Source organism: Sphingomonas nostoxanthinifaciens (genome assembly GCF_019930585.1).
GTDB lineage: Bacteria > Pseudomonadota > Alphaproteobacteria > Sphingomonadales > Sphingomonadaceae > Sphingomonas_I > Sphingomonas_I nostoxanthinifaciens.
Genome location: NZ_CP082839.1, coordinates 1,183,785 through 1,206,012 on the forward strand (window position 1 = coordinate 1,183,785; position 22,228 = coordinate 1,206,012).

23 protein-coding genes and 1 pseudogene are annotated in these 22,228 nt (G+C 63.8%); 15 read left to right on the forward strand and 9 right to left on the reverse strand.

The features are described 5' to 3' along the window. Positions 1-646: 646 nt before the first annotated feature. The 3 genes from K8P63_RS05625 to K8P63_RS05635 all read right to left on the reverse strand — a co-directional run bounded on the left by K8P63_RS05625 (position 647) and on the right by K8P63_RS05635 (position 4,494). Positions 647-841 carry a DUF2158 domain-containing protein gene (locus K8P63_RS05625; RefSeq protein ID WP_223798847.1) on the reverse strand — a complete coding sequence of 65 codons (195 nt, stop codon included), beginning with the start codon at positions 839-841 and terminating at the stop codon, positions 647-649. A 1,482-nt stretch (positions 842-2,323) separates the two neighbouring features. Continuing rightward, on the reverse strand, positions 2,324-4,168 hold the full coding sequence (locus K8P63_RS05630) for a methyl-accepting chemotaxis protein (RefSeq protein ID WP_223798848.1): 1,845 nt from the start codon (positions 4,166-4,168) through the stop codon (positions 2,324-2,326). Positions 4,169-4,257: 89 nt separating this feature from the next. Continuing rightward, complete coding sequence (locus K8P63_RS05635; RefSeq protein ID WP_223798849.1) at positions 4,258-4,494, reverse strand: hypothetical protein; 237 nt, start codon at positions 4,492-4,494, stop codon at positions 4,258-4,260. A gap of 123 nt (positions 4,495-4,617) precedes the next feature. Between K8P63_RS05635 and K8P63_RS05640 the strand changes: the two genes are divergently transcribed. Continuing rightward, on the forward strand, positions 4,618-4,863 hold the full coding sequence (locus tag K8P63_RS05640) for a DUF6894 family protein (protein WP_223798850.1): 246 nt from the start codon (positions 4,618-4,620) through the stop codon (positions 4,861-4,863). A gap of 17 nt (positions 4,864-4,880) precedes the next feature. On the opposite strand, the gene K8P63_RS05645 is transcribed toward K8P63_RS05640, so the two are convergent. Beyond that, positions 4,881-5,072 carry a hypothetical protein gene (locus K8P63_RS05645; RefSeq protein ID WP_223798851.1) on the reverse strand — a complete coding sequence of 64 codons (192 nt, stop codon included), beginning with the start codon at positions 5,070-5,072 and terminating at the stop codon, positions 4,881-4,883. Between the two features lie 187 nt (positions 5,073-5,259). Between K8P63_RS05645 and K8P63_RS21090 the strand changes: the two are divergent. Beyond that, positions 5,260-5,911, forward strand: a pseudogene (locus K8P63_RS21090) (IS6 family transposase). Positions 5,912-5,921: 10 nt separating this feature from the next. On the opposite strand, the gene K8P63_RS05655 reads toward K8P63_RS21090, so the two are convergent. The 4 genes from K8P63_RS05655 to tal form a co-directional block, all read right to left on the reverse strand. After that, complete coding sequence (locus tag K8P63_RS05655; protein ID WP_223798853.1) at positions 5,922-6,368, reverse strand: DUF3489 domain-containing protein; 447 nt, start codon at positions 6,366-6,368, stop codon at positions 5,922-5,924. Between the two features lie 517 nt (positions 6,369-6,885). After that, a complete protein-coding gene (locus tag K8P63_RS05660) occupies positions 6,886-7,233 on the reverse strand; it encodes a hypothetical protein (protein ID WP_223798854.1) in 348 nt (115 codons plus the stop codon). Positions 7,234-7,398: 165 nt separating this feature from the next. Continuing rightward, a complete protein-coding gene (locus K8P63_RS05665) occupies positions 7,399-9,378 on the reverse strand; it encodes a transketolase (protein ID WP_223798855.1) in 1,980 nt (659 codons plus the stop codon). Then, entirely contained in the window at positions 9,375-10,601 is a 1,227-nt protein-coding gene (gene tal / locus K8P63_RS05670) for a transaldolase (protein WP_223798856.1), read from the reverse strand. Before tal ends, K8P63_RS05665 begins: the two co-directional genes overlap by 4 nt. Before the next feature lie 441 nt (positions 10,602-11,042). Here tal and K8P63_RS05675 point away from each other — a divergent pair, with 441 nt between their 5' ends. After that, the gene (locus K8P63_RS05675; protein WP_223798857.1) at positions 11,043-11,762 is read left to right on the forward strand and encodes an IS6 family transposase; all 720 of its coding nucleotides are present in this window, start codon (positions 11,043-11,045) and stop codon (positions 11,760-11,762) included. Positions 11,763-11,856: 94 nt separating this feature from the next. On the opposite strand, the gene K8P63_RS05680 is transcribed toward K8P63_RS05675, so the two are convergent. Continuing rightward, on the reverse strand, positions 11,857-12,360 hold the full coding sequence (locus K8P63_RS05680; protein WP_223798858.1) for a ferritin-like domain-containing protein: 504 nt from the start codon (positions 12,358-12,360) through the stop codon (positions 11,857-11,859). Positions 12,361-12,706: 346 nt separating this feature from the next. On the opposite strand from K8P63_RS05680, the gene K8P63_RS05685 reads away from it, so the two are divergent. The 12 genes from K8P63_RS05685 (at position 12,707) to K8P63_RS05740 (ending at position 22,223) form a co-directional block, all read left to right on the forward strand. Continuing rightward, positions 12,707-13,105 (forward strand): YsnF/AvaK domain-containing protein, encoded by a 399-nt coding sequence (locus K8P63_RS05685; protein ID WP_223798859.1) that lies wholly within the window; start codon positions 12,707-12,709, stop codon positions 13,103-13,105. Next, a complete protein-coding gene (locus K8P63_RS05690; RefSeq protein ID WP_223798860.1) occupies positions 13,105-13,746 on the forward strand; it encodes an OmpA family protein in 642 nt (213 codons plus the stop codon). Before K8P63_RS05685 ends, K8P63_RS05690 begins: the two co-directional genes overlap by 1 nt. 30 nt (positions 13,747-13,776) lie before the next feature. After that, complete coding sequence (locus K8P63_RS05695) at positions 13,777-14,613, forward strand: YsnF/AvaK domain-containing protein (protein ID WP_223798861.1); 837 nt, start codon at positions 13,777-13,779, stop codon at positions 14,611-14,613. A gap of 75 nt (positions 14,614-14,688) precedes the next feature. After that, positions 14,689-15,615, forward strand: a complete 927-nt coding sequence (locus tag K8P63_RS05700; protein ID WP_223798862.1) for a phosphotransferase family protein — start codon at positions 14,689-14,691, stop codon at positions 15,613-15,615. Positions 15,616-15,617: 2 nt separating this feature from the next. Beyond that, complete coding sequence (locus K8P63_RS05705; RefSeq protein ID WP_223798863.1) at positions 15,618-16,154, forward strand: hypothetical protein; 537 nt, start codon at positions 15,618-15,620, stop codon at positions 16,152-16,154. Beyond that, a complete protein-coding gene (locus tag K8P63_RS05710) occupies positions 16,141-16,536 on the forward strand; it encodes a phage holin family protein (protein ID WP_223798864.1) in 396 nt (131 codons plus the stop codon). The genes K8P63_RS05705 and K8P63_RS05710 overlap by 14 nt, the downstream gene beginning before the upstream one ends. Beyond that, a complete protein-coding gene (locus K8P63_RS05715; protein WP_223798865.1) occupies positions 16,536-17,552 on the forward strand; it encodes a DUF3618 domain-containing protein in 1,017 nt (338 codons plus the stop codon). Before K8P63_RS05710 ends, K8P63_RS05715 begins: the two co-directional genes overlap by 1 nt. 104 nt (positions 17,553-17,656) lie before the next feature. Beyond that, the gene (locus K8P63_RS05720) at positions 17,657-19,600 is read left to right on the forward strand and encodes an AI-2E family transporter (protein WP_223798866.1); all 1,944 of its coding nucleotides are present in this window, start codon (positions 17,657-17,659) and stop codon (positions 19,598-19,600) included. Between the two features lie 32 nt (positions 19,601-19,632). Beyond that, the gene (locus K8P63_RS05725; RefSeq protein ID WP_223798867.1) at positions 19,633-20,400 is read left to right on the forward strand and encodes an SDR family NAD(P)-dependent oxidoreductase; all 768 of its coding nucleotides are present in this window, start codon (positions 19,633-19,635) and stop codon (positions 20,398-20,400) included. Positions 20,401-20,403: 3 nt separating this feature from the next. Next, entirely contained in the window at positions 20,404-21,297 is an 894-nt protein-coding gene (locus K8P63_RS05730; protein ID WP_223798868.1) for a glycoside hydrolase family protein, read from the forward strand. A gap of 54 nt (positions 21,298-21,351) precedes the next feature. Continuing rightward, a complete protein-coding gene (locus K8P63_RS05735; protein ID WP_223798869.1) occupies positions 21,352-21,822 on the forward strand; it encodes a DUF937 domain-containing protein in 471 nt (156 codons plus the stop codon). Continuing rightward, the gene (locus K8P63_RS05740) at positions 21,819-22,223 is read left to right on the forward strand and encodes a DUF3597 domain-containing protein (protein ID WP_223798870.1); all 405 of its coding nucleotides are present in this window, start codon (positions 21,819-21,821) and stop codon (positions 22,221-22,223) included. The genes K8P63_RS05735 and K8P63_RS05740 overlap by 4 nt, the downstream gene beginning before the upstream one ends. The last annotated feature ends 5 nt before the right edge of the window (positions 22,224-22,228 follow it).

The following is a 22,228-nucleotide window of genomic DNA, read 5'->3' on the forward strand; positions in this document are numbered from 1 at the left end:
AAGAGCAAACGCAGCAACCCGGCGAACGTTGTGGGACAATGCGCCGTGTCCGACCGCCGGCGGCATGCCCTGCCAGTGGCCCAAATTCCCGGTAGCGGCCCGGTTAAACCCCTGGCTGGCCGCGGTCGCCGGGCGCGTCGGCGCGTCGTGGTGACGCCCGCCCAGCTCGCCACGTTCGCGCCTATCCTAAAGCAACAGCAATTCCGCGCAGTTCAGCCGAAAAGCTGGACCTGATGCGCGAGATACGCGGCTGGAAGCGATTACTACGAGCCGAGGCGGGCCCGCCTCCACACTATGCTGTCCCGTCTCGGCTCTGTGCCCTTGCGCTTAACATCGGGATCTGTCGACGCCGCCGGCAATGAGCGCGAGCGCATGAAGTTCAACCCGCTCCGCTACCTCTACAAGACGGCCTAATGGCGTCCCCCGCTAGTCCGTGTTGGCGCGCGACACCTTTACTTGCCAACTCTTGCGGCCGCATTGAGGGCGATAGCTTGAAGTTGGTGGCCGACCACCGGAAGCTGCCCCGCGGCGACCTCACCCCGTTTTGCGACAAGGTGAATCTGGAATGCCTGTGCAAACCTTCGTGAAAGTGCGGAGCAGCGCGAAGAGTAATTATCGGCTTATCGATAACTTCGAGTGCTCGCCACTATACCGGCATGGCTGGGTCGGTCCTTTCCAGCTCGCCTTCGTAAAAATGACGTTCGTGCTTGTGGCCAACATCGTCCAGCCATACGACCATGACCTGATTCTTGCGGATCAGGCCGCCGTCTGGATTCGTAACCCTCATTTTCGGGCCGCCCGATTTCAATCGGACCCAATCACCCTTCAAAAACGCGGTCATGCCATTTCCTTTCGCTGCGTACGCTTCGAGGCGCCCGTCAACTTTTACTGGTTACATCTGGGGTTGCCCACGACTCATGGGCAGCAGCGATGCGTGAGCCTGTTCTCGTCGTTGCCGAAAGTCTACCCTCATCCTTCTTGAGCTCCTTCTGGGAGCGGCTCGAAAGTCGGAACTCCTCGCAGCCTTGGACCGCGCCAACGCCCCACGCACGGAAAAAAAACTTTGATGGACGATCGGAGGTGCGAGCCTAAGCGGGGCAGCGATATTTCATGGGAACCTCAAGACGCTTTTCGGCGGGAGCGCATCGAGATCGGATACTGTTCGGGCGAGTACTCGATGCAGTGCCCGACGTCGCCGGCTCAAGCGGGTCCGCTTTTGAGCTCTCTGCCGCTAATCTAGCGGCTTCGCCGGCCGCCGCGGCGGATTAAAATCGACATTTGAGGTCGGGGATCGTGATGACGGTCCCCGTCTTTTTGTTTGCATACGCGCAACCGGACGAAGGGCTCCTTCACTCCTCCGGATACCGCCCCGCTGCCCGAAGCCGCGGAAACACTTTCCTTCTCGGTTTAACCCTGCCAGTGGGCATCAGTGCGGTTGCTGCCTTTCCCTTTGATATTCACTCTTGCGGCTTGCGGGTCGCAAACCAGCGATTGGAAGGGTTACGCCCTGCACGACACGGACGTACGCAATGAAACTCGGCTGATAGGATCCTTTGGATCGCTGAAAAGCTGCAGTGTCGGATTGCTCGTCGCCGCAACAAACCCCGACACGCAAGCACTCGTGTGCGGCGTTGATTGTAAACAGATCGGCGATGACATTGCGAACTGCAAACAAACCCGTGTCATCCGATCTCCTGACTTGATCCGCAGCGATGAAACAAGTCCAATTGTGCCAGCATTGCCCGCCGACGACGGATCGTTGGGCAACAGCAACTAGGAAGATAGCTTGGCCGCCGCCTCGGCCATCTGCCTGGACGCCTTCTGCCACATGATCCTGGCTTCATCCCAAGGGGATGTCGATCCTACCTCACCACACGTCGGCCGCCAGCTTCTCGATCACGGCATCGCGATCGTTGACGGTGTTGGGCGGCCCTGTATTCGAGACCGGCGGCGGCCTCTGGGCTCCAACGCGCGCTTGACCATCACGGATACTCTAATATGTCGTGTGTCCGGCTCTTAGGCGGCCGTCGCTCAGGCGGTCGCTGCCTCATCCAATAAGGGTAGGGGCGTTATGGCTCTTCCGCCGCTTTCAGTCGGATGTAAATCTGCGAATAGAGGCTCGTGTTTGGATAGCTCTTCCTTCAAGCACTTGTACTCGGACGCCATCTGCCGGAGGGCCAGCAGGAGCTCCTGAAGCTGGAGAGCATAAGAACTTACATCAGGCCTGATCCTGACGACATTGAGACCGGACGTATACATATATTATCCTTAACGACGCTGACTAATTCAAAGCGACTTTTCTTTGATTGAGGTGCGCAAGATGTTAGAAGGCCGACCAATCGACATCGGTTTTAGGATTAGCGCTGCCAACGCTCCGGAGTGCCGGCCTTGCCAGCTGACGCGCACCGGACGAAGCTCGCTGCTGCAGCTCGTGAACGGGGGAGGCGTGAACATCGCGCTGGCCTGTTTGGAAGCGTGCAATCTGTCGATTGAGGCCGTCGGCTTCGGTCGCAAGACTGCGCGCCGCCGCGGTCGCTTGCTCGACCATCGCGGCATTTTGCTGGGTAACGCCATCCATCTCGGCCACGGCAGTGTTCACTTGCTGCAGACCAGCGGCCTGTTGCTCGGTTACCGCGGCAATCTCGGATACCAGCGTCTTGACCGTTCCAACTTGGCCGATGATGCGGGTAAGCGCCTGGCCGGTCTCGTTGACGAGTTGCACGCCCGCTGCCACCTGGTGGGAAGATGCACTGATACGCAACTTTACGTCCTTGGCGGCCTCGGCTGAACGCTGAGCAAGAGCTCGGACTTCCGACGCCACGACAGCAAAGCCTCTACCTGCATCTCCTGCACGCGCTGCTTCAACCCCGGCGTTGAGCGCGAGAAGGTTTGTCTGGAAGGCAATTCCGTCGATTACCGAGATGATTTCCGAAATCTCATTCGAGGTACGCTCGATCCCGTCCATCGCCTGCACCGCCTGGCGAACGACTTCGCCGGAATGCTCGGCGTCGGTATGCACGCGAAGAACAGCATCGTTCGCGCTACCTGCACGCTCGGCGGTCGTCCGTACGGTCTCGGTGATTTCGTGCATGGCAGCGGCGGTCTCCTCCAGACTCGCCGCCTGCTGTTCAGTACGATGCGATAGGTCGTCCGAAGCTTGACGGATCTCACCCGCACCACCGTTTATGCCGGTCGCTGCCTGAGCAACCTGACCAAGCGTTGATTGCAGCGCAGCAGCGGCGGCATTGAAGTCAGTCTTGAGCTTGGCGAAGGGGCCGGTCAGATCGGCCTCAACGCGCGAGACTAGATCGCCACCTGCGAGCTTCGATAACGCTTCGCCGACGCTTTCCACGATCAGCGCTGTCTGCTCCGCCTTAGCGCGTTCAGCTGCCGCTAGTTGGTCGCGCAGTCGCTTCATGGCAGTAGCGAGCGCACCAACCTCGTCCGCGCGATCTTCTACCGGGACGGCAACGTCCATGTTGCCGTTGCCCAGCTCGGACAGCGCTTCCGTCACGGCACCGATCGGCTTGGCGACCTGCTTCACGAGAATCACGAGTACGCCTGCGAGACACCCGAACATGCCGAGGACCGCCACGATCGATAGCATGCGCGCACGGTCGTAGCCCGCATCGCCTTCATCGGCCGCTGCTTTTGCGAGCTGGCCCTCGAACTGCGAAAGATCGCCGATCGAGGCGGATAGCGCGTCGAACAGCCGCTGCGATTGATCCCGCATGAGGGCCGTAGCTTCCGCATTCTTGTTTTGCCGCGACAGAACCAGAAGGATCTTGTTTTCTGTGCTGTACGCCAACCAGCGTTCGTGAAATTCGTTAAGAAGTTGTCGCGCGCGAGCATGACGCAAGTTACCATTGAGTATGTCATAGCCTTGATCGACAATCTTACGCTGCTCGTTCATCTTGGCCTCCGCGGCGTCCATCGCCGCGCTGTCCAATGACAGGATGTGCTGAGCCTCCGCGATACGGAAGTCGGACGTCGCTGTATCGATCTGCTGCGAGAGCATCGTCTTGGGCAGACGATCGCGGACGGCCTTGCTCATCAACGCATTGATCGAACCTAGCTGGCTGATCGAGAACAGGGTGAGCGCCAGCAGTCCAATGCCGATCACTCCGAACGAAACCAGAAGCTTATTTACGATGCGCATGTTTCGCATGGCAGAACCCCATCAAACTGGGGTGATCGTTATGATCGAAACCTCAACATTACGTAAAATCAAGAATTTACAGGGCTGATCTTAGGCGATCATGCCAACCACGCGCGCTGGGCGTCCTCGAGCTGCTCGAACATATCCGGATCTGCGCCGAGCAGGACCAGCCGAGCGTGCACGTCGGCGGCGGTGGCGTTGCGCGGGAAGCCGCGGTCGCCACGCGCGGCCTTGACCAGCTCATCGATCCAGAATGCTGTCAGACCTAATGCACCGCTCAGTAAGGAGGGCTGGATGCCGTTGAACCGACTGTGCAAATCAGCAACCGGCACCAAGCAGTGTGCGAAGTGCCTGTTAAGGCATACTATAAAGAGGTATGTACGCAGCTATCGCAGGAAACGGTCTCGGGCTTCTGCGACTGAGAGCCTTCGCGCTCCCCCCTATAGCGGGAGCCGCTGATGCCTCGATATTATTTCCATGTTCTCGATGGTAGAGATTTCATCGATCTTTCGGGAACGGAATTGCCCGACCTATTTGCCGCGCGCCGCGAGGCGGTTCGGTTCGCGGGAGCTTTGTTGAGTGAAAAGCCGGACGCGCTCTGGACCAATAGCGAGTGGACCATGCAGGTCACGGATGAGACTGAACATACCCTTTTCCGGATTATATTCGCTCCTGGTGATCCAGTCTCGATCGAGCGCGGTTAGCTGCTAGCGATGATCGGTCAATGCCGCAGCGCCGGCTCGGGCAGCGCGTACAGCTCCTCCAGCCGGTCCGCGAGGTCCATCCATGCGTTACGACCCGCATGGTCTGCCTCGGGCAGGCTATGCAGGCAATCCAGCACGAAATCTCCGATCTCGTCGCCGTACAGCGCCTTCAATTCAGCTGCACATGCCCACATCTCAGCGTCGTTCATGCTCGGCCGTCTAACTCGCGTTCACCGCTTCGGAAAGTGCGCACGCGCGTCGCCGATCGATGATGGCCGCAATGGGGGCCGTCGGAGCTAATTGCCCGAGGCTCTGAGCGGCGTCTAGGGTGGCGGCACGCGCCGTTAAAAGCCCCGGTCTTCGAGCCCATTCCGCTTCTTCAACTCGTCACCCGAGGTGATCCGCCTCGTGGTGATGATGTATGTGCGGTTCCCGCTGTCGCTGCGGAACGTCGAGAACCTGCTATCCGAGCGCGGGATCGACATCTGCCATGAGACGGTGCGACATTGGTGGAAACGCTTCGGTCCGATGTTTGCGGGCAATATCCGTCGGCAGCGGGTGTCTCGCATGCGGGGCTTCCGCCATTGGCGTTGGCACCTCGACGAGATGTACGTGAAGCTCAACGGTGAGATGGTCTACCTCCGTCGATCACGAGGGCGAGATCCTCGAAAGCTACGTCACCAAAAAACGCGACAAGGGCGCAGCGCTTCGCTTCATGAAGAAGGCGCTGAAGCGTCATGGCTCGCCGGAGGCCGTCACAACCGACGGGCTGCGCTCCTATCGCGCCGCGATGACCGCGCTCGGCAACGAGGACAAGCAGGAGGTCGGCCGCTGGGCCAACAGCCGAGTGGAGAACAGCCATCTCCCGTTCCGACGACGAGAACGGGCGATGCTGCGGTTCCGACGAATGGCGAGGCTTCAGAAGTTCGCCTCAGTCCATGCAAATGTCCACAACCGCTTCAATCTCGAACGCCATCTTGTCGATCGCCAGACCTATAAGCTTAGCCGCTTAGCCGCCCTGGCTGAGTGGCAGCTCCTCATGAGCTAGGCTGCCAGCCTCAAAGACCGAACCGCATCGGGTGGAGACGAGTTCGCATTAGACTGACAGCACCGGTCGCGGTGATGAGCTCGGGCAAGGTGGCACCTGCGTCGCGGCGCAGCAGGTCGAGCACCGCGGCTGTCTTGTTGGCGCGGGCAGGCGAGGGGGCAATGGCAGGCGGTTGAGCTGGCGCAGACGGGTCCACTTCGTCAGGCTCGATGCCGATCGCCGCGAGCCCCGCATCGGTCGCGAACAGGCCGAAGCAGAGGTCGCCGTCGGTGCGGCTGACCGCCGCTGACACGCTCATCTCCAAATCTTTGATCAGGTTGGCCGCGGTAAGAGCCGCAAGCGCCTTGCTCAACCCGCCGCTGGGCTTCAGGGTGCCGGGCAGGGGATAGAGGCTCCGATCCTCGCGCTGCGCTGCGGTCGAGAGCAGGATGGTCTGGGTGTCGCTAAGGCGTGGCATGACATGGTCTCCGGCGGGCGCGGCACAGCGCCGCTCCCACCAGCCACAGCCCCGGCGATCACCCTCGCGGAGCTCGACACGCTCAGCAGCGAGTCGACTTGTGCTGTCGCTCCGGTGCGGGAAGAAGTCGAGCACGACTCAGGCGGCCAGCGGTGCACCTCGGCAAAGCAGGATGCCGTGCGCAATTTCGAGTAGCGAATGCCGTCGCAGTGCCAGCGCTCAATATTGTCAGCATTAGCGTGAACAGTACCAAGCCGGCATCATCGGTAACGGCAAAGGCGGAAAACGACGACGGACGGCATCGATCGGGAAGGTCATGCCATAAGCCTACACCTGGGCAAACCATCGAAGCCAGCAGCTTTCGGTCTGCATTGTCCGTCCCGATTGCGCAGATCTAACGCGAGCCCGATCTGCCGTTCTGCTGTGCAGGCTGAGAGGTTCGCGATCCAGCGCGACCAGGTTGGTGCGGATCGCCTCATAGAGGTGGCCGATCGTGCGTAATCCTGTGCGCTCGGCATCAGGCCGAGATGCGCCTGCTCGCGATGTAGGCGTCTTGGCTGAACGCCTCGCTGTCGTCGCCTCGGACATCCTGCGGTCGCTCCAGGAAGATGAAATGCTTGAGCGTCTCGGCATCGAAGCCCGTCAGCCGGACCGCCACCCCTGATGGGAGGTAGCCCGGCGCCACTGGGAAGTTCGGGCGGCCTAAGTGCGGCCGGCCTCGCGCAAACGGCTTCGCCTGCTCGAGGAACTTCGCCTTGAAGACCGCCCCGTGCGCATCGCGGAGCCTCTCCTGCGCGGCCTCGTCGAGGTCAGGCAGCAGGGTAGGGACGAGCATGTCCGTGCCCTTGCCGATCTGGTCATGCACCACCTGCCGGTCGAAACGCTTGCCAATGCGGCAAACGCGTCCTCCCAGGCGAGCACGTGCATGTCGTTGCTGTCGACGAGCGTCCCATCGATGTCGAAGAGGATGGCTTTGATCTGCATGGTTTGGTCCTGTTCGCCCGTTGATGCCCCAGGCTGGGGCTCACCGCTAGGATTTGGTGGCGGCGGCTCGAACCGCGGCGACGATGTCGCCGACGGCAAGGTGCACATAGCCCAACACGTCGTCCGGCGTGCGGCCGCTCTTGGGCATGACGTGCACGGCAAGCGACTGGACCATCGGCGTATCCCGCTCAGATGCTGCCGCCTCGGCGAGTTCGCTGCCGAGACCGCCCACATAACTGTCTTCGACCGCGATGATCGTACCTCCGGGGCCGGCCAGAGCGAGCACAGGCGCTGCGGCCATCGGCACGGCGTAGGCATCGACTACGGTGACATCGATCCCATTGGCCGCAAGGGTCTCAGCCGCCTTGAGGCAGCTGTGAACCATATAGCCGCACGACACCAGGACGATTGGGCGATCCGCAAGACTGGCGTTACGCAGGACCTTATGTCCGCCGAACGGGAACTCGGCGTCAGCCTCGTACAGGAGCGGTAGATCGGCGCGGACGGCGCGCAGGTAACAGGCGCTAGGAAATGCGGCCATCGCCAAGACCATCGCATAGGCGCTGACCGCATCGCTTGGCGTCAGTACCGTAATGGCGGGGTTACCGCGATGATCGGTACTGTGCGCGAAGGCCCGCATGAATGCGACATCGGCGAGCGCCATCTGGCTTGGGCCGTCGGACGCTAGAGTTACGCCGACGTGCGTGCCGACGAGCTTGAGGTTGGCTCCGCCGACGATCGCCATATCGATTTGATCGAAGGCGCGCTCCAGGAAGCGCCCGAAGGTGCTGGCGAAAGGGAGCATGCCGCCGCTCGACATTCCCGCGGCGGCCGAGATCATGTTCTGCTCCGCGATCCGCGCCTCGAAGTAACGATCTGGATAGGCCTCGGCGAAGTCGAGTGCGTAGGTTGAGTTCTTTACGTCGGCATCGAGCGCAACAACGCTCGGGTCGGCTGCACCCAGCGCCTTCAGCGCCAGTCCGAACGCGCGCCGCGGCGACATCATCTTCTTGTCGGCCAAGGTCGACGCGACCTTCGGCTCTGCGGCGACCGCTGCCTCGAACCCGCTCGGTTCCGATCGGCCGGGCATGGCGGCGGCGGCGGGCGGTGGCGTGATCGTAAGGACGTCGTCGATGGTGGCCGGGTCGGCATTTTGAACGCCAAGCTCCTGTGCCTCCTGGTCGAGATCGCCGAGGGCCGCTTCGAGATGATCTTGCGTGACCGGCGTACCGTGGTGACCCATGCCCGCCAGCGTCGACACGCCCCAGCCCTTGATCGTCCGGGCGACGACGCACAGCGGCTTGCCGCGCCCGAGTTCGACCCGCCGACGGAGCGTGTCCTCGATCTCGGCCGGATTATGGCCGTCGATGGCGATCGCCATCCAGTTGAACGCTTCGGCCTTGCGCTGGAGTTCCTGCCAATGCTGCGCGTCGGCGACGAAGTCGCTCTGGCCGAGCGTGTTGCAGTTGAAGATCGCTACGACGTCGGTGAGGCCATGATCGGCGATGAAGTCCATCGCTTCCCAGATCTGGCCTTCGCGGGACTCGCCGTCGCCGATGATGCAGTAGATGGTCTTATCCAGCCCGGCGACCTTGGCGGCCGCGGCGAGGCCCGCCGCGACCGACAGGCCCTGGCCCAGCGATCCAGTCGCGGCGTCGAAGAAGGGGAAGCCCAGCATCGGGTTCGGGTGGCCGTCGATCGGGCTGTCGATGCTACGCAGCGCCATCAGGTCGGTCATCGTCATCGATCGCCCCTCACCGCCTGGTGTGATCGTCACCCCGAGGTCAGCAAATGCCGCGTAGACGATCGGAACGGCGTGCCCTTCGGAGAGAACCAGCCGATCCGATCCGCGCGCATCGGGATGCTGTGGGTCCCAGCGCATCATCCGGTACATCAGCACGGTCGTCAGGTGGGCGAGCGACAAGGCAGTAGTGGGATGGCCGCTTCCCGCTGACGTCGTGGCCTTGATAGCGAGCTTGCCGAGCTCGATCGCCTTGGCATGAACGGCTTGTTCGATCGGGGTCATGACTGCTCTTCCTTGTCGGTGCCCGATGGCGCAGCTGCGGCAGGTGCGGTGGATGAAGCGCCATCGCCGCTTGCGGGCTTTACGGCGCCCGCGGGCATCACCTCTGCGCCGGCCTTCTTGAGCTGATCCTCTACAGACGCGATCAGGTTGTCCCAGCTCTGTACGAACGAAGCGAGACCCTCGCGTTCGAGCACGTCGGCGACGTCCGCCAGGTCGATGCCAGACGCTGCGAGTTCGTCGATGGTACGGCGGGCGTCGGCATAGCCGGCGCTGATCGTGTCAGGCACCTCCGCGTCGAGCTCGCGGACGGCGTTCAACGTGGCCTCGGGCATGGTGTTGACCGTGTCGCGAGCGACCAGCTCGGTGACGTAGCGGGTCGGCGCGAACGCCTTGTCCTTGACCTCGGTCGACGCCCATAGCAGCCGCTGCAGCGACGCACCCCTGTCGGCTAACGCCTGCCACCGGGCCGAGGAGGCAACTTCCTCATACACCTCATACGCCAGACGGGCATTCGCAAGCGCAGCCTGCGCGTGCAGGCGCGTCTTCGCACCGGCTCCGGCAGCGTCGGGGAGGGCGGCGAGACGCTTGTCAACCTCCGTATCGACCCGGCTAACGAAGAAGGACGCGACGCTCTCGATCCGCTTCAGGTCGGCACCTTTGTCTGCACGCTGTTCAAGCCCCGTCATGAACGCATCGAGCACCGCGCGGTAGCGATCGATCGAGAAGATCAGCGTGACGTTGACGCTGATGCCGTCGGCGATGCTGGCGGTGATCGCCGGCAGCGCTGCCTCGGTTGCGGGGATCTTGATGAACAGGTTCGGCCGATCCACCAGCCACCACAGCCCACGAGCCTCGGCGGCAGTACGATCGGCGTCGGCCGAGATGCGAGGGTCCACTTCGATCGACACGCAACCATCCCGGCCATCGCTGCTATCGTAGACCGGGCGCAGAACGTCACACGCGGCACGCACGTCCCATGCCGTCAGCAGCCGCAGCGTCTCGCCGATGGCCGTGCCGCGCAGCGCGAGTTCGCGCAGTTGGTCCTCGTACCCGGACCCTGCGCTGATCGACTTAGAGAAGATGGTCGGGTTGGTGGTAATCCCGACGATGTCGCCGGCAGCGACCATCCGCGACAAATCGCCCGACGTGACCCTGGGTCGGCTCAGATCATCGAGCCAGACGGCAACGCCTGCCGCCGCGAGCTTGTCTATGGTGCTGGTCATCGTCAAATCCGATCCGGCTTGGCCGATAGGAGCATCGGCCAAATGGGCGGATGAGATGCTCGATTGCCCGGCGTCGGAGGTACGATCGTCAGGAAGATACGTCCACAACGCGTGGGAAGCTCAGATGCTACCGGATGCCCTGCGGGTTAGGAGAGCGCGCGGTGAGCAGCGCCGTGAACGGCCGACGCCATCTTTATCATAGAGGTCAAAGACGAGATGGAGGATGGCAAGCTCAGGTGAGCCTTGCGAGCTGTCACATCCCCCACCCGAACGGCGCAGGTCAGTTCCTGCTCTACCCGGATGCTCCATACTGGCATCTGCTTATCTGACCCTCCGGTGCGACTCTTCTGCGGACACGATCCGACCTTTGCCAAACAAGCCTTCACATGGCGCTGTCAGAGCTAATTGTCCCACGCTCTGATCGGCGGCTAAGGCGGCAGAATGCGCCGCTACAAGCCCCGGTCCGCGAGCCCGTTTCGCTACTTCAACTCCTCGCCTGAGTTGATCCGGCTGGTAGTGCTGATGTACGTGCGGTTTCCGCTATCTCTGCGGAACGTCGAGGACCTGCTATTCGAGCGCGGTATCGATGTGAGCCACGAGACGATCCGCTTCTGGTGGAACAGATTTGGCCCGATGTTCGCCAGCGAGGTGCGCCAGCAGCGGGTCAGCTACATGCGTGGCTTCCGCCAATGGCGCTGGCATCTTGATGAGGTGTTCGTGAAGATCAACGGTGAGATGGTCTACCTCTGGCGAGCCGTCGATCACGAGGGCGAGATCCTCGAAAGCTACGTGACGAAAACGAGGGACAAGAAGGCAGCGCTTGCCTTCATGAAGAAGGCGCTGAAGCGGAACGGCTCGCCTGAGCGGATCACTACGGATGGTCTAAGATCCTACCAGGCAGCCATGCGAGAACTCGGTAACGGCGAGCGACAGGAGGTCGGGCGGCATGCCAATAATCGCGTGGAGAACAGCCATCTGCCATTCCGACGACGAGAGCGGGCGATGCTGCGGTTTCGGCGGATGAAGACGCTTCAAAAGTTCGCCTCAGTCCACGCCAACGTCAGCAACCACTTCAATCTCGAACGTCACCTCGTCGACCGCCAGACTTACAAGCTCCGCCGCTCGGCCGCCCTGGCCGAGTGGCAGATCCTCATGAGCTAGGCTGCAAACGTCAAAGACCCAAATGCATCGGCTGGAAACGAGTTCGAATTAGACTGACAGCACCCCGCCGCCTGATCAGGCAGCGGGCAGAACGTCAGGCGGCTTCGGCGTGCAGGTTGATCCCGGTCTCGGCGAGCTTAGTCATATACTCGTCGCCCCCGTAGATCTCCTTGGTGGCAGCCTTGAGCTTTTTCTCGTCATTCTTGAGACCGAGCGCCTTGGCGTAGGCGGCGGCGGTGCCGAACCCGGCGATGCCGTAGTGGGTCATGCGCTGGTATTGGGCGATGATCAGCGTGTCGAGCAGCGGCCCCTTCTTCGGCCCTTCCTCGATCACGTGCTTGGTCGCCTCCTCGACGAGCCCTTCCATGCCCTTGCAATGCTCTTTGGACACCTTCTCGTCATGGGCAGCGATGAGCTCCTTCAACACCTCGGTGTGCGTGGCGATGCCGTCGTGCCACTTGGTCAGCATCTCCTTGAGCGCCGGATCAGTGGCTTTGGAGCTGATCTTCTTGAGGACGCGATTCATCTGGTCGTTGGCGGACCAAAGATCCTTTAGCTCGTCGATGTAGATTTCTTGCAGATCTTCGGGCGTCGACATTGACATTACCTTGTTGTGGGAAAGAGCCGCTGCCGACGCGATACGAAGGTAGGGACGGCCTTGAACGTTCTCGCCATCGGTATGGGCCCATTGAATCCGGATCGACCTGACGATTGTCTTAGCAGGCGCCAAACTCATGGTGGGCTGGACTGATCTATGTTGGCCGGCGCAATCTTTATTTTCGCGCGAACCGAGGAACGTGCAACTTGACCCTCCTCCGCTGGTTCAACGGCTGCTCAACACGATACGATCGTGGAGCGCCGCACGGGCGGCGTTAGGCTCAGGCCAAACCCGCGAGGAAGCCACGCCCGGTGGTCTCGCCGATACGATCGGCGGAGCTTTCTCGATGCCTCATGACATCAATGATCGGATGATTCCGCTCTACGAGGAGCAGGTGGCGGTCACGAAGAAGGCCGTTATCTCGGACCGCGTTCGCGTCAGCACCAGCGTCGAAGAGCGTTCGGTCCTGATCGAAGACGATCTTGAACGCGGCGGGCTCCACGTCGAGCGGATCGCCGTCGACCGTCCAGTCCACAGTGCGCCTGAACCGCGTCAGGACGGCGATGCGTTGATCGTGTCGATCGTCGAAGAGCGGGTGGTCATCGAAAGGCGCCTCTTTGTCGTCGAGGAGGTTCGGCTCACCCGGACCTCGACCACCGAACATGTGGCGATCCCCGAGACGGTTCGCGTCACCCGCGCGACGGTCGAGCGCGCCGACCCAATCTCACCCGCAGGAAGCGAATAATGGCCGACCCAAAGAACACGCCCGGCGCACCGCCGCGCGAAGTGCGTATCGAGAAGAAGAAGACCAACTGGCTGGCGTGGATCCTGCTCGCGCTCGGCATCCTCGCGGCGCTGCTGGCGCTCAGCCGCTGCAATCGCCATGAGAAGGTCGCCGCCGCTCCAACTCCTGCCAACGGTCCTGCGGTGCCGCCGGTCGGGGTCAAGCACGTCACGCTGCCGGGTGGGAAGGTCGTCGATCTCCAGCCCGCAACGCTGAACTACGACCTCCAGTCGTTCCTCGCCTCGAATGCAGCCGCGCCGCGGACCTTCACGTTCGACAAGCTGAACTTCGACACCGACCAGCCGGTCATCCGCGCGGATGACCAGCCGACGCTGAGCGCGCTCGGGCAGATCCTCGCCGCCTATCCCAAGGCTAATGTGCGCCTGGTCGGCTATGCCGATGCGCGCGGCTCCGCCGCGGCCAACGCCAAGCTCGGCAGCGATCGCGCTGCGGCCGTCGCCAAGGCACTGTCCGACGCCGGGATCGACGGCAAGCGCATCACCACCGCGAGCGGCGGCGACAGCAACCCGGTTGCGAGCAATGCGACCGCGGGCGGCCAGTTCGAGAACCGCCGCACCGAACTCGTCGTGACGAGCAAGTAAGCCCACCACCCTCGCCTCAGGAGAAGACCGATGACCCGTACCGTCACCGCACTATTCGACCAGAAGGTCGATGCCGAGGCTGCCGAGAACCGGCTCAAGGCCGCCAATGTCCATGCCAGCCATATCCGCATCCACGACAAGACCAGCCCCGACTTCCACGCCTCCGGTGGCTCGACGACGCAGGAGCCGGGCATCTGGGGTTCGATCAAGAACGCTTTCCTGCCCGACGAGGATCGCCACACCTACGAGGAGGGCGTGCGTCGCGGCGGCTTCCTGCTGACCGCCGACGTCGGCGAGGAGCATGTCGACGATGCCGTCCGCGTGCTGGAGGAGGCCGACACCGTCGACATCGACGACCGCTCGCAACAGTGGCGCTCGTCCGGCTGGGATTATGCACCCGAGGCGGCGGCAGGAGCTGGCTCGGACACCGGCGGCTATGCCTATGGATCGGAGAAGACGGCTAGCGGCACTGACGTCGCGGGCGAGCAGAGCATCCCGATCGTCGAGGAGAGCCTGGTCGTCGGCAAGCGCGAAGTCGATCGCGACGGCGCGCGGGTGCGATCCTACATCACCGAGACGCCGGTGCACGAGCAGGTCCGCCTGCGTGACGAGAAGATCAACGTGCAGCGCCGTGCGGTCGATCGTCCGCTCACCGACGCCGACGACGCCTTCCGCGAGCGCACGATCGACGTAACCGCGACTGGCGAAGAGGCGGTCGTCGGCAAGACCGCCCGGATGGTCGAGGAGGTTGTCGTCTCCAAGACCGCCGGCGAGCGCGTCGAGCAAATCGACGACACTGTACGTCGCACCGAGGTCGAGATCGACGAGGACAATGGTACGTCCGCCGACCCGTCGTACCGCCGCTGAGTGAGCAGCCCGGCGCGCGCTGCAATCGCGCGCGCCGGGCACGCTCGAGAACGAGTTTGTTGAAGCTTCGCAAGAATGCTGCTGGCCAAATCCGAAGGGGTATTCGAGCGTCTGGCGTGCGTCGACCAGCTTGCCGCGCTGGTCGGACAGGTGTTTCCGCTCATCTCCCTCGACGACCGGCGGCTCGAGCGATCGGGCGGCGACCACGACCTCCTGATCGTCGACGAGAGCTTCGCCTTTCGCTTTCCCCGATCGGGCGTACATGGCCTGGCGCTGGAGATCGACGTGTTGCGTCACCTCCGTCGGCGGTCGGCGGTCGCGACTCCAACCTACAGTCATGTCGACCCCGCTGGTCGATTTGGCGGCTATCCGCTGATCAGCGGATCGGCGCTGACGCCTGCCTGCTTCGCAGTTCTCCCGGAGGATCGCCGAGACGGCGTCCTACGCGCTGCAGCCGTGTTTCTGTCGGCGCTTCATGGCCTTTCGCCGGAAGTGATCGCGCCGGTGCGACAATGGCCTTCGATGTGGACGCCCGCTGAGTTCGCTCATCGAGGCTTGACGGAATTCGTGCCGGCGATCGCGGAAGACCTGCCGGACCAGGCTCGCGCGGCCGGTGCCTTCTACGCGCGCTATCGCGAGCTTGAGCTGCCGCCGCCCGTCGTCGTGCATGGCGACCTGGTCTACGAGCATGTGTTGATTGACAAGGACACGCTCGAACTCACGGGCATCATCGATTTCGGCGACATCGCGCTCGGTGATCCCGCGCAGGACTTCCTCGGCTTCTGGGCCTACGGTGTCGACGCGGCGGCCCGCGCTATCGACCTGTATGATCCCGGCGGGCCGGACGCGGGCCTGATCGAGCGGTCGCGCCACCATTTCATCCGCTATTGCCTCGACCGCCTTCTCGAGAACGTCGATCGGGGCCCCAGTGCGCGACATGACCTCGCTGCCGGCATCGATGAGCTCCTCGCCACTGACACTTTCCACAATCCAAGGAGATGATGATGAACGATCCGCAAACGGGCCAACGGCCTGAAACCGGAGGCACTCATGCCTTCGCCACGAGCGAAGCACGAGCCGGGCTCGATCACGCCGCGAGTGCAGCCTCTTCCGCCAGCGATGCTGCCGGCGACGTTGCCGGGGAGGTGAAGGGCCAGGCGTCCTCGCTGGTCGGCCAGGTCAAGGACAAGGCGCTCGCCACGGCCAACGAGCAGAAGGAGGGCATCGCCGGCCAGATCGACCTGCTCGCCGCGGCCGTCCACAAGTCCGGCGAGCCGTTTGCCGGGCAGCAGGACTGGATCGCGTCTGCCATCGAGCGCGGCGCTACCGAGCTTGGTTCGCTGGCGTCCGCGCTCCGTGAGAACGATCTGTCAAGCCTGCTTGCGCAGGTGAATACGCTGGCGCGTCGCCAGCCCGCCTTGTTCGTGGGTGCCTCGCTTGCTGCTGGCTTTGCGGTGGCGCGGCTGGGCAAGCTGGTTGCAGCCGACGTCTCGCGCGATGATCTGCCAAAGATCCCGGAGGTCGGTCATGGCGATCGGTGATCCGGGCGGCTCCCACTCGCTCGGCCAGATCGCCAGCGGGCTCGCCGGCGACGTGCAGGATCTGGTCAAAGGGGAGCTGGCGCTCGCCCGCGCCGAGTTCGACCAGAAGCTCCACGGGCTGATCATCGCCGCGATCTCGATCGTCGGCGGTGCGCTCGTCGCGTTCGCCGGGCTTGTCGTGGTGCTTGAAGGCGGCGCCGCGGTGTTGGCGTTCTGGCTGCCTGCCTGGGCCTCCCTGCTGATTGTAGGCGCGGTGATCGTGCTCGTCGGTGGCCTCATCAGCCGTGGCGGGCTCGCCAAGCTGTCGCTGAAGGCGGCCACACCCGAGCGCAGCATCGCCAGCGTCCAGAAGGACGCGCGCATGATCAAAGAGCATACGTAATGGATGACATCTCCGAAACCGATCGCATCGAGCGCGACCTTGCGGCGACCCGGGCGCGCATGGACAGCCGCCTGGACGAGCTCCAGGAACACCTGACGCCCAAGCAGATGCTCAACGACGCGTTCGCCTATTTTCGGGGCGGCGAAGGCGCCGATTTCACCAAGGACTTGGTGACGCGTGCGCGGGCGAACCCGTTGCCCGTAGCACTGGTCGGCGTAGGCATCGCCTGGCTGATGGCCTCGATCCACAGTCCGGCCATAGCCGATCGACGGCTATCGCCGCCACGGCAGGACGACAGCCTGGAGGCGCGGCTGCGTCATGCCGAGGTCGGCGTTCAACGGCTCGACCATGACGATGACGATAGCTACGCCGCGCGCCTCGACGACGTTCGCGGGAAGGTCGTCGGCGTTGCACGCGACGCATCGGACACCGCTGCTTCCTATGCCCGGCGGATCAAGGACGCCGTTGCGTCGGCTGCCCAGAGCGTGCGCGAGACGTCGCACGATTTGAAGGCTGGCGCGAGCGACGCGTTCGCACGGGCAGGCAATAGCGCTGGCGAACGCGGCGCCTCAATCCAAGAAGGTACGAACAAGATGACACATCAAGGTCGTTCCACTTTGGCGTCGGTCGCCAGCAATCCGTTCGCGCTCGGCGCGCTGGCCGCCGTGGTCGGCATTGTGGCGGGGGCGCTGCTGCCCACCTCCGACGAGGAGGAGGCCGCGCTCGGCTCGGTCGCGACCAAGCTGCGTACCGCCGGTCGCGACCTCGCGCAGGACGTGGTCGACCGTGGCGGCCGCATCGCGACCGATACGCTCGACGCGGTCAAGGGCAGCGCCGAAGCCCACGGCCTCACCGCCGACAAGCCGGTCGGCGAGCTGCTAGCCGACGTGAAGAGCGGCGACCTGCTCGGCAACGTCGAGCAGGTGGCCCAAGAGTCGGTCCAGGCCGGCAAGGAGGCTGCGCAGACCCACATCGCGGGAGACGCGAAGACCGGAGCCGAGCAGCCTGCGAGCTAGCCCGTCTCGTTCCGTGCGGGCCGCCCGAGTGTCAGCGGCCCGCATGCTGTCTCCTCATCCTGCTACGATTTCGGCGTCCTGCGCCATCCTGTCACGAGGCGCACATGCCGAACCCAGACAACATCGCCGGCTACGAGGATATCCTGACCGGCAGCCATGAGGCCCCGGCGCCCGCGGAGGGGGCTGCCCAGATCGCCGGTTCTTCGGCACCAGAGTTGAAGAGCCTGCTGGGGATCGCGGTCGGCACGCTGGTGATCGCCGCGCTCTACTTTGGCAAGGAAGTGCTGATCCCGATCACGCTCGCTGTGATGCTGTCGTTCGTGCTCTCCCCGGTTGTCAACTTCCTGCAGCGGCTTCGGCTGTGGCGTGCGCCTGCGGTGATCCTGACCGTGCTGGCAGCACTCGCGCTGCTCGGGCTCGTCGGCACCGTGATCGGCAGCCAGGCCGCGTCGCTGACCGCCAACGCCCCGCAATATGCCCAGACGATCGAGGCCAAGGTCGAAGGTGTGCGCGGTTTCGCGGTCGCCAAGGTCGCCGCGATTACGCAGCAGCTCGGGAGCCCGAGAAAGGCGCCTCCTGCGGCGGTCGCGCCGACCACCGCTCCCCCTGCTTCAAACATGACGGCATCGACGGGGGCGGCCGGTGGCCTCGGAACACCCGCACCGACAAGGCGCCCCATTCCGGTTGAGGTTGTCCAGGGTCAGGCATCGCCGTTCACGATCGCGCATGCGGTACTGGCACCGATCCTGAGCCCGCTTGAGACCACGGTGCTCGTGCTGATCGTGGCGATCTTCGTGCTGATGCAGAAGGAGGATCTGCGCGATCGCTTCATCCGCCTGTTTGGCTCGAACGATCTCCACCGCACCACCCGCGCGATGGACGATGCCGGCCAGCGGCTCAGCAAATACTTCCTCTCGCAGCTGGCGGTGAACACCTGCTTCGGCATCGTCATCGGGCTCGGACTGTGGGCGATCGGCATCCCGTCACCCGCGATGTGGGGGCTGATGGCCGGACTGCTGCGGTTCGTACCCTATATCGGCTCGCTCATCGCGGCCGTCGCACCCGCAGCACTGGGCGCGGCGATCGATCCAGGCTGGGCGATGGCGATTGAGGTCGTGGCGCTGTTCTTCGTGGTCGAGCCGTTCACCGGCTACGTGGTTGAGCCCATGCTCTACGGCCACTCGACCGGGCTCTCGCCCGTGTCGGTGATCGTGTCGGCGATCTTCTGGACCTGGGTCTGGGGTCCGATCGGGCTGATCATGTCCACGCCGCTCACGCTGTGTCTGGTCGTCATGGGAAGGCACGTGAAGAGCCTCGAGTTCTTCGACGTGCTGCTCGGCGACCGGCCAGCGCTGACCCCGGTGGAGAGCTTCTATCAGCGCATCCTCGCCGACAATCCGGACGAGGCACTGGCGCAGGCCGAGCTGCTGCTCGCCGACCGGCCGCTCATTGACTATTACGAAGACGTCGTCCTGCAGGGGCTCAAGCTCGCGGTCGAGGACCAGGCCAAGGGCACGATCGACAAGGCGCGCGCCGCCAAGATGACGCGCTCGATGCTGTCGGTGATCGATGATCTCGACGACCATGTCGACGAGGGTAGCGCTACGCTCTCATCAGCTAGGTCGGACGGTACTGGGCAGGTCGCGTGCGTTTCGGGCCGCGGACCGTTCGACGATGCGGTTTCGACGATGCTTCAGCAGCTGCTTAAACAGCGCGGTGTTGCATCCCGCACGATCAGCAACGCGCAGGTCTCGCGAGAAGCGATCGCGCAACTCGACCTTTCAAGTGTTGCCGCGATCGCGATCTCATACCTCGAGCTGGTCGGATCGCCCGCCGAGCTTCGCTATCTCATTAAGCGCCTGCGGCAGCGGGCGCCGGCAGCGAAGATTCTAGTTGGCCTTTGGCCGGAGGGCGAAGCCGCTTTGAGTGACACCACAATCCAACGCGCGATCGGTGCCGACACCTATGCCGGATCTTTGCATGCAGCCGTCGAGGCGGCGTTGTCAGCACTCGGCCGGGACGTGCAAGAACCCGCCCAAGCCGCCTAAACGGTGAGCACACGGCATCCGAAAGGGAAATGATGTTCGAGAATCAAGTTGCGATCGTCACCGGCGGTGAGTCCGGTATCGGTGCCGCCTGTGCAAAGGCGCTGGGACAAGCCGGCGCGCGGGTGGCGATCACCTACTTCCGCGACAAGGCTGCGGCCGAAGCGGTGTGCGCGGCGATCGGTGGCGCGGACCGGGCGATCGCCATCCAGACCAACGTCGGCGATGAGGGCGAAGTCGAGATGTTGTTCGTGGCGGCTGAGAAGGCGTTCGGGACCGTCAGCCTGCTGGTCAACTCGGCCGGGCTCAACATGACCGGCGTGAATCTGGTCGACATGGAACTGGCGCAGTTCGACCGCGTAATCCGCTCCGATCTGTACGGCCCGTTCCTGACCTGTCGCCGGCTGGTGCGCGGGCTCGAAGCCAAGGGGATGAAAGGACGCATCGTCAACATCTCCTCGATCCACGAGCGTGCTCCCCGTCCCGGCGGGGTCGATTACGACTCGGCCAAGGGTGGGCTGTCGCAACTCACCGCTACGCTGGCGCTGGAGCTCGCACCGAAGCAGATCGCGGTTAACGGCGTCGCGCCGGGCATGATCCTGACGCCGATGAACCAGTCGGCGCTCGACAACCCGCAGGAACTCAAGACCAAGGAGGCGGCGATCCCGTGGCAGCGTGCGGGGCGACCGGACGAGGTGGCGGCACTCGTCAACTTTCTGCTGTCGCCCGCCGCCGACTACATCACCGGGACCACGGTCACGATCGACGGCGCGCTTTCGCTCACCGTCGCGCAGGGCGCCTGAGCGATGGTGGCCTACGTCGTGGAGCAGCTCGACACCGTCACGATCTCCGCCAAGTCGCTGATCGACGGGATGGACCTGATGAGTCCGTTCGTCTGGAAGGAAGGCGCGCTCTATCGCGTCATGATCCGCGGCGTGCCGGACCCGCGCGGCCCGCACGATCCGACCGGGGTCATTGCCGGCGGCGCGAGCCGCGACGGGCTTGCCTTCATCATGGACGCAGGCCTCGCGATCACGCCAGGCCCAGGACCCGCCGACATCGGCGGTTGCGAGGACCCGACCGTCCTCACGGACAATGGGCAGTACCTGATCTACTATACCGGCGTCGATGCGGCCCGGCTGCAGGGTGGGATGATCCTCGCCGCCGGTGCCGACCTCTCCGCGCTCGTCAAGGAAGAGGTGGTGCTGACGGCGCCGCCGGGCGAGGGCAACATCAAGGAGGCCACGCTCGCGCAGACCTCCAAAGGCGACTGGCGGCTGTTCTACGAATATGCTGCCAACGGGGCCTCGCGCATCGGCATGGCGACCGGTCCAACGCCGAAGGGCCCGTGGTCCGTCGGCGACGATCCATTCGGCATCCGCGAGGACAGCTGGGACAATTGGCACCTCTCCACGGGTCCGATCACGCAGCTGCCGGGGCAGGACCCGGTGATGTTCTACAACGGCGCCACTCACGACGCGCGCTGGCGGATCGGCTGGATCAGCTTCGATCCCGACTTCACGCGCGTCACGGGCCGTGGGCTTGAGCCGATGCTGGTCCCGCCGCCGGCAATCACGCGCGAGGCGACCGACATCGCCTTTGCGGCCTCGACGGTGATGGAGGGCGACCTGATCGCGCTCTACTATTCGCTTGAGGATCGCATGCTGCGGCGAGCGCTGGTGCGGCGATACACCGGCTGAGACGTCCCCTTCTTCAACCCAGTTCGCCGGTCCGACCGGCAGAACGGAGCAACTATGTCGCTGATGGATATGATCGAGCAGGCCGCCGGAAGCGGAGCGTTGCAGCATATTGGAGCCCGCGCGGGCATCTCACCGCAGCAGATGCAAGAGGTCATGGGTCACCTTGCTCCCGTGCTCGGTCCCAAGCTCGCGGAGCACGCCGCAACGGCTGGCTTCGACGGCGTTCCGACCGGAGATGCCGCACCGATGCCCGGGAGTGCCGAAGCGGATGAGCATGGCCGTTCGATCCTCGGCCAGATCCTGGGATCGAAGGACGCGAGCCGATCGGTCGCGGCGGATGCCAGCGCTGGCACCGGCGTGAACGTGGACATGATCAAGTCGCTGCTGCCCCAGCTCGCCTCGATTGCTGCGGTCGCCATGGCCTCCCGTCAGGGCGGTGCGGGTGGCGGCCTCGGCGGAATGCTGGGCGGCCTGCTCGGCACGGCAGCCGCGCCTGACTTTACTCACCAAGGAGAGATACGATGAGCATCTTCGGTACGATCATGAACAAGATCTTCCACCATGGTCAGGCGGCACCGGCTGCTGCCGCGCCCGCGGCGGTTGCGCAGCCGCAAGCCCCGGCGGCGGCACCGGCCGCTCCCGCGGCTGCGGCGCCCGCGCCCCAGCAACCGGTCGACGTTGCTGCCGTGCTCACGCAGATGGCGGCGGCGAAAGGCCGACCTTCCAACTGGCAGACGTCGATCGTGGACCTCCTGACCCTGCTTGACATGGATGCGAGCCTCGCTGCGCGGAAGGAACTCGCGAACGAACTCAACATCCATGTCGGCGCCGACGGCACGGCGGAGGAGAACATCGCCTTGCACAAGGCGGTGATGGGCAAGCTGGCCGAGAACGGCGGCAAAGTTCCTGCCGACTTGCGCGGGTAACAACT

Bases quoted from the DNA above. Each gene is read 5' to 3' on its own strand.
- K8P63_RS05710 (WP_223798864.1), top strand. From the start codon at position 16,141: ATGGCGATCGGTGATCCGGGCGGCTCCCACTCGCTCGGCCAGATCGCC.
- K8P63_RS05640 (WP_223798850.1), top strand. From the start codon at position 4,618: ATGCCTCGATATTATTTCCATGTTCTCGATGGTAGAGATTTCATCGAT.
- K8P63_RS05655 (WP_223798853.1), bottom strand. From the start codon at position 6,368: ATGCCACGCCTTAGCGACACCCAGACCATCCTGCTCTCGACCGCAGCG.
- K8P63_RS05680 (WP_223798858.1), bottom strand. From the start codon at position 12,360: ATGTCGACGCCCGAAGATCTGCAAGAAATCTACATCGACGAGCTAAAG.
- K8P63_RS05645 (WP_223798851.1), bottom strand. From the start codon at position 5,072: ATGAACGACGCTGAGATGTGGGCATGTGCAGCTGAATTGAAGGCGCTG.
- K8P63_RS05690 (WP_223798860.1), top strand. From the start codon at position 13,105: ATGGCCGACCCAAAGAACACGCCCGGCGCACCGCCGCGCGAAGTGCGT.
- K8P63_RS05700 (WP_223798862.1), top strand. From the start codon at position 14,689: ATGCTGCTGGCCAAATCCGAAGGGGTATTCGAGCGTCTGGCGTGCGTC.
- K8P63_RS05665 (WP_223798855.1), bottom strand. From the start codon at position 9,378: ATGACCCCGATCGAACAAGCCGTTCATGCCAAGGCGATCGAGCTCGGC.
- K8P63_RS05720 (WP_223798866.1), top strand. From the start codon at position 17,657: ATGCCGAACCCAGACAACATCGCCGGCTACGAGGATATCCTGACCGGC.
- K8P63_RS05705 (WP_223798863.1), top strand. From the start codon at position 15,618: ATGAACGATCCGCAAACGGGCCAACGGCCTGAAACCGGAGGCACTCAT.
- K8P63_RS05735 (WP_223798869.1), top strand. From the start codon at position 21,352: ATGTCGCTGATGGATATGATCGAGCAGGCCGCCGGAAGCGGAGCGTTG.
- K8P63_RS05685 (WP_223798859.1), top strand. From the start codon at position 12,707: ATGCCTCATGACATCAATGATCGGATGATTCCGCTCTACGAGGAGCAG.
- K8P63_RS05675 (WP_223798857.1), top strand. From the start codon at position 11,043: ATGCGCCGCTACAAGCCCCGGTCCGCGAGCCCGTTTCGCTACTTCAAC.
- K8P63_RS05630 (WP_223798848.1), bottom strand. From the start codon at position 4,168: ATGCGAAACATGCGCATCGTAAATAAGCTTCTGGTTTCGTTCGGAGTG.
- K8P63_RS05695 (WP_223798861.1), top strand. From the start codon at position 13,777: ATGACCCGTACCGTCACCGCACTATTCGACCAGAAGGTCGATGCCGAG.
- tal (WP_223798856.1), bottom strand. From the start codon at position 10,601: ATGACCAGCACCATAGACAAGCTCGCGGCGGCAGGCGTTGCCGTCTGG.
- K8P63_RS05740 (WP_223798870.1), top strand. From the start codon at position 21,819: ATGAGCATCTTCGGTACGATCATGAACAAGATCTTCCACCATGGTCAG.
- K8P63_RS05730 (WP_223798868.1), top strand. From the start codon at position 20,404: ATGGTGGCCTACGTCGTGGAGCAGCTCGACACCGTCACGATCTCCGCC.
- K8P63_RS05725 (WP_223798867.1), top strand. From the start codon at position 19,633: ATGTTCGAGAATCAAGTTGCGATCGTCACCGGCGGTGAGTCCGGTATC.
- K8P63_RS05715 (WP_223798865.1), top strand. From the start codon at position 16,536: ATGGATGACATCTCCGAAACCGATCGCATCGAGCGCGACCTTGCGGCG.
- K8P63_RS05625 (WP_223798847.1), bottom strand. From the start codon at position 841: ATGACCGCGTTTTTGAAGGGTGATTGGGTCCGATTGAAATCGGGCGGC.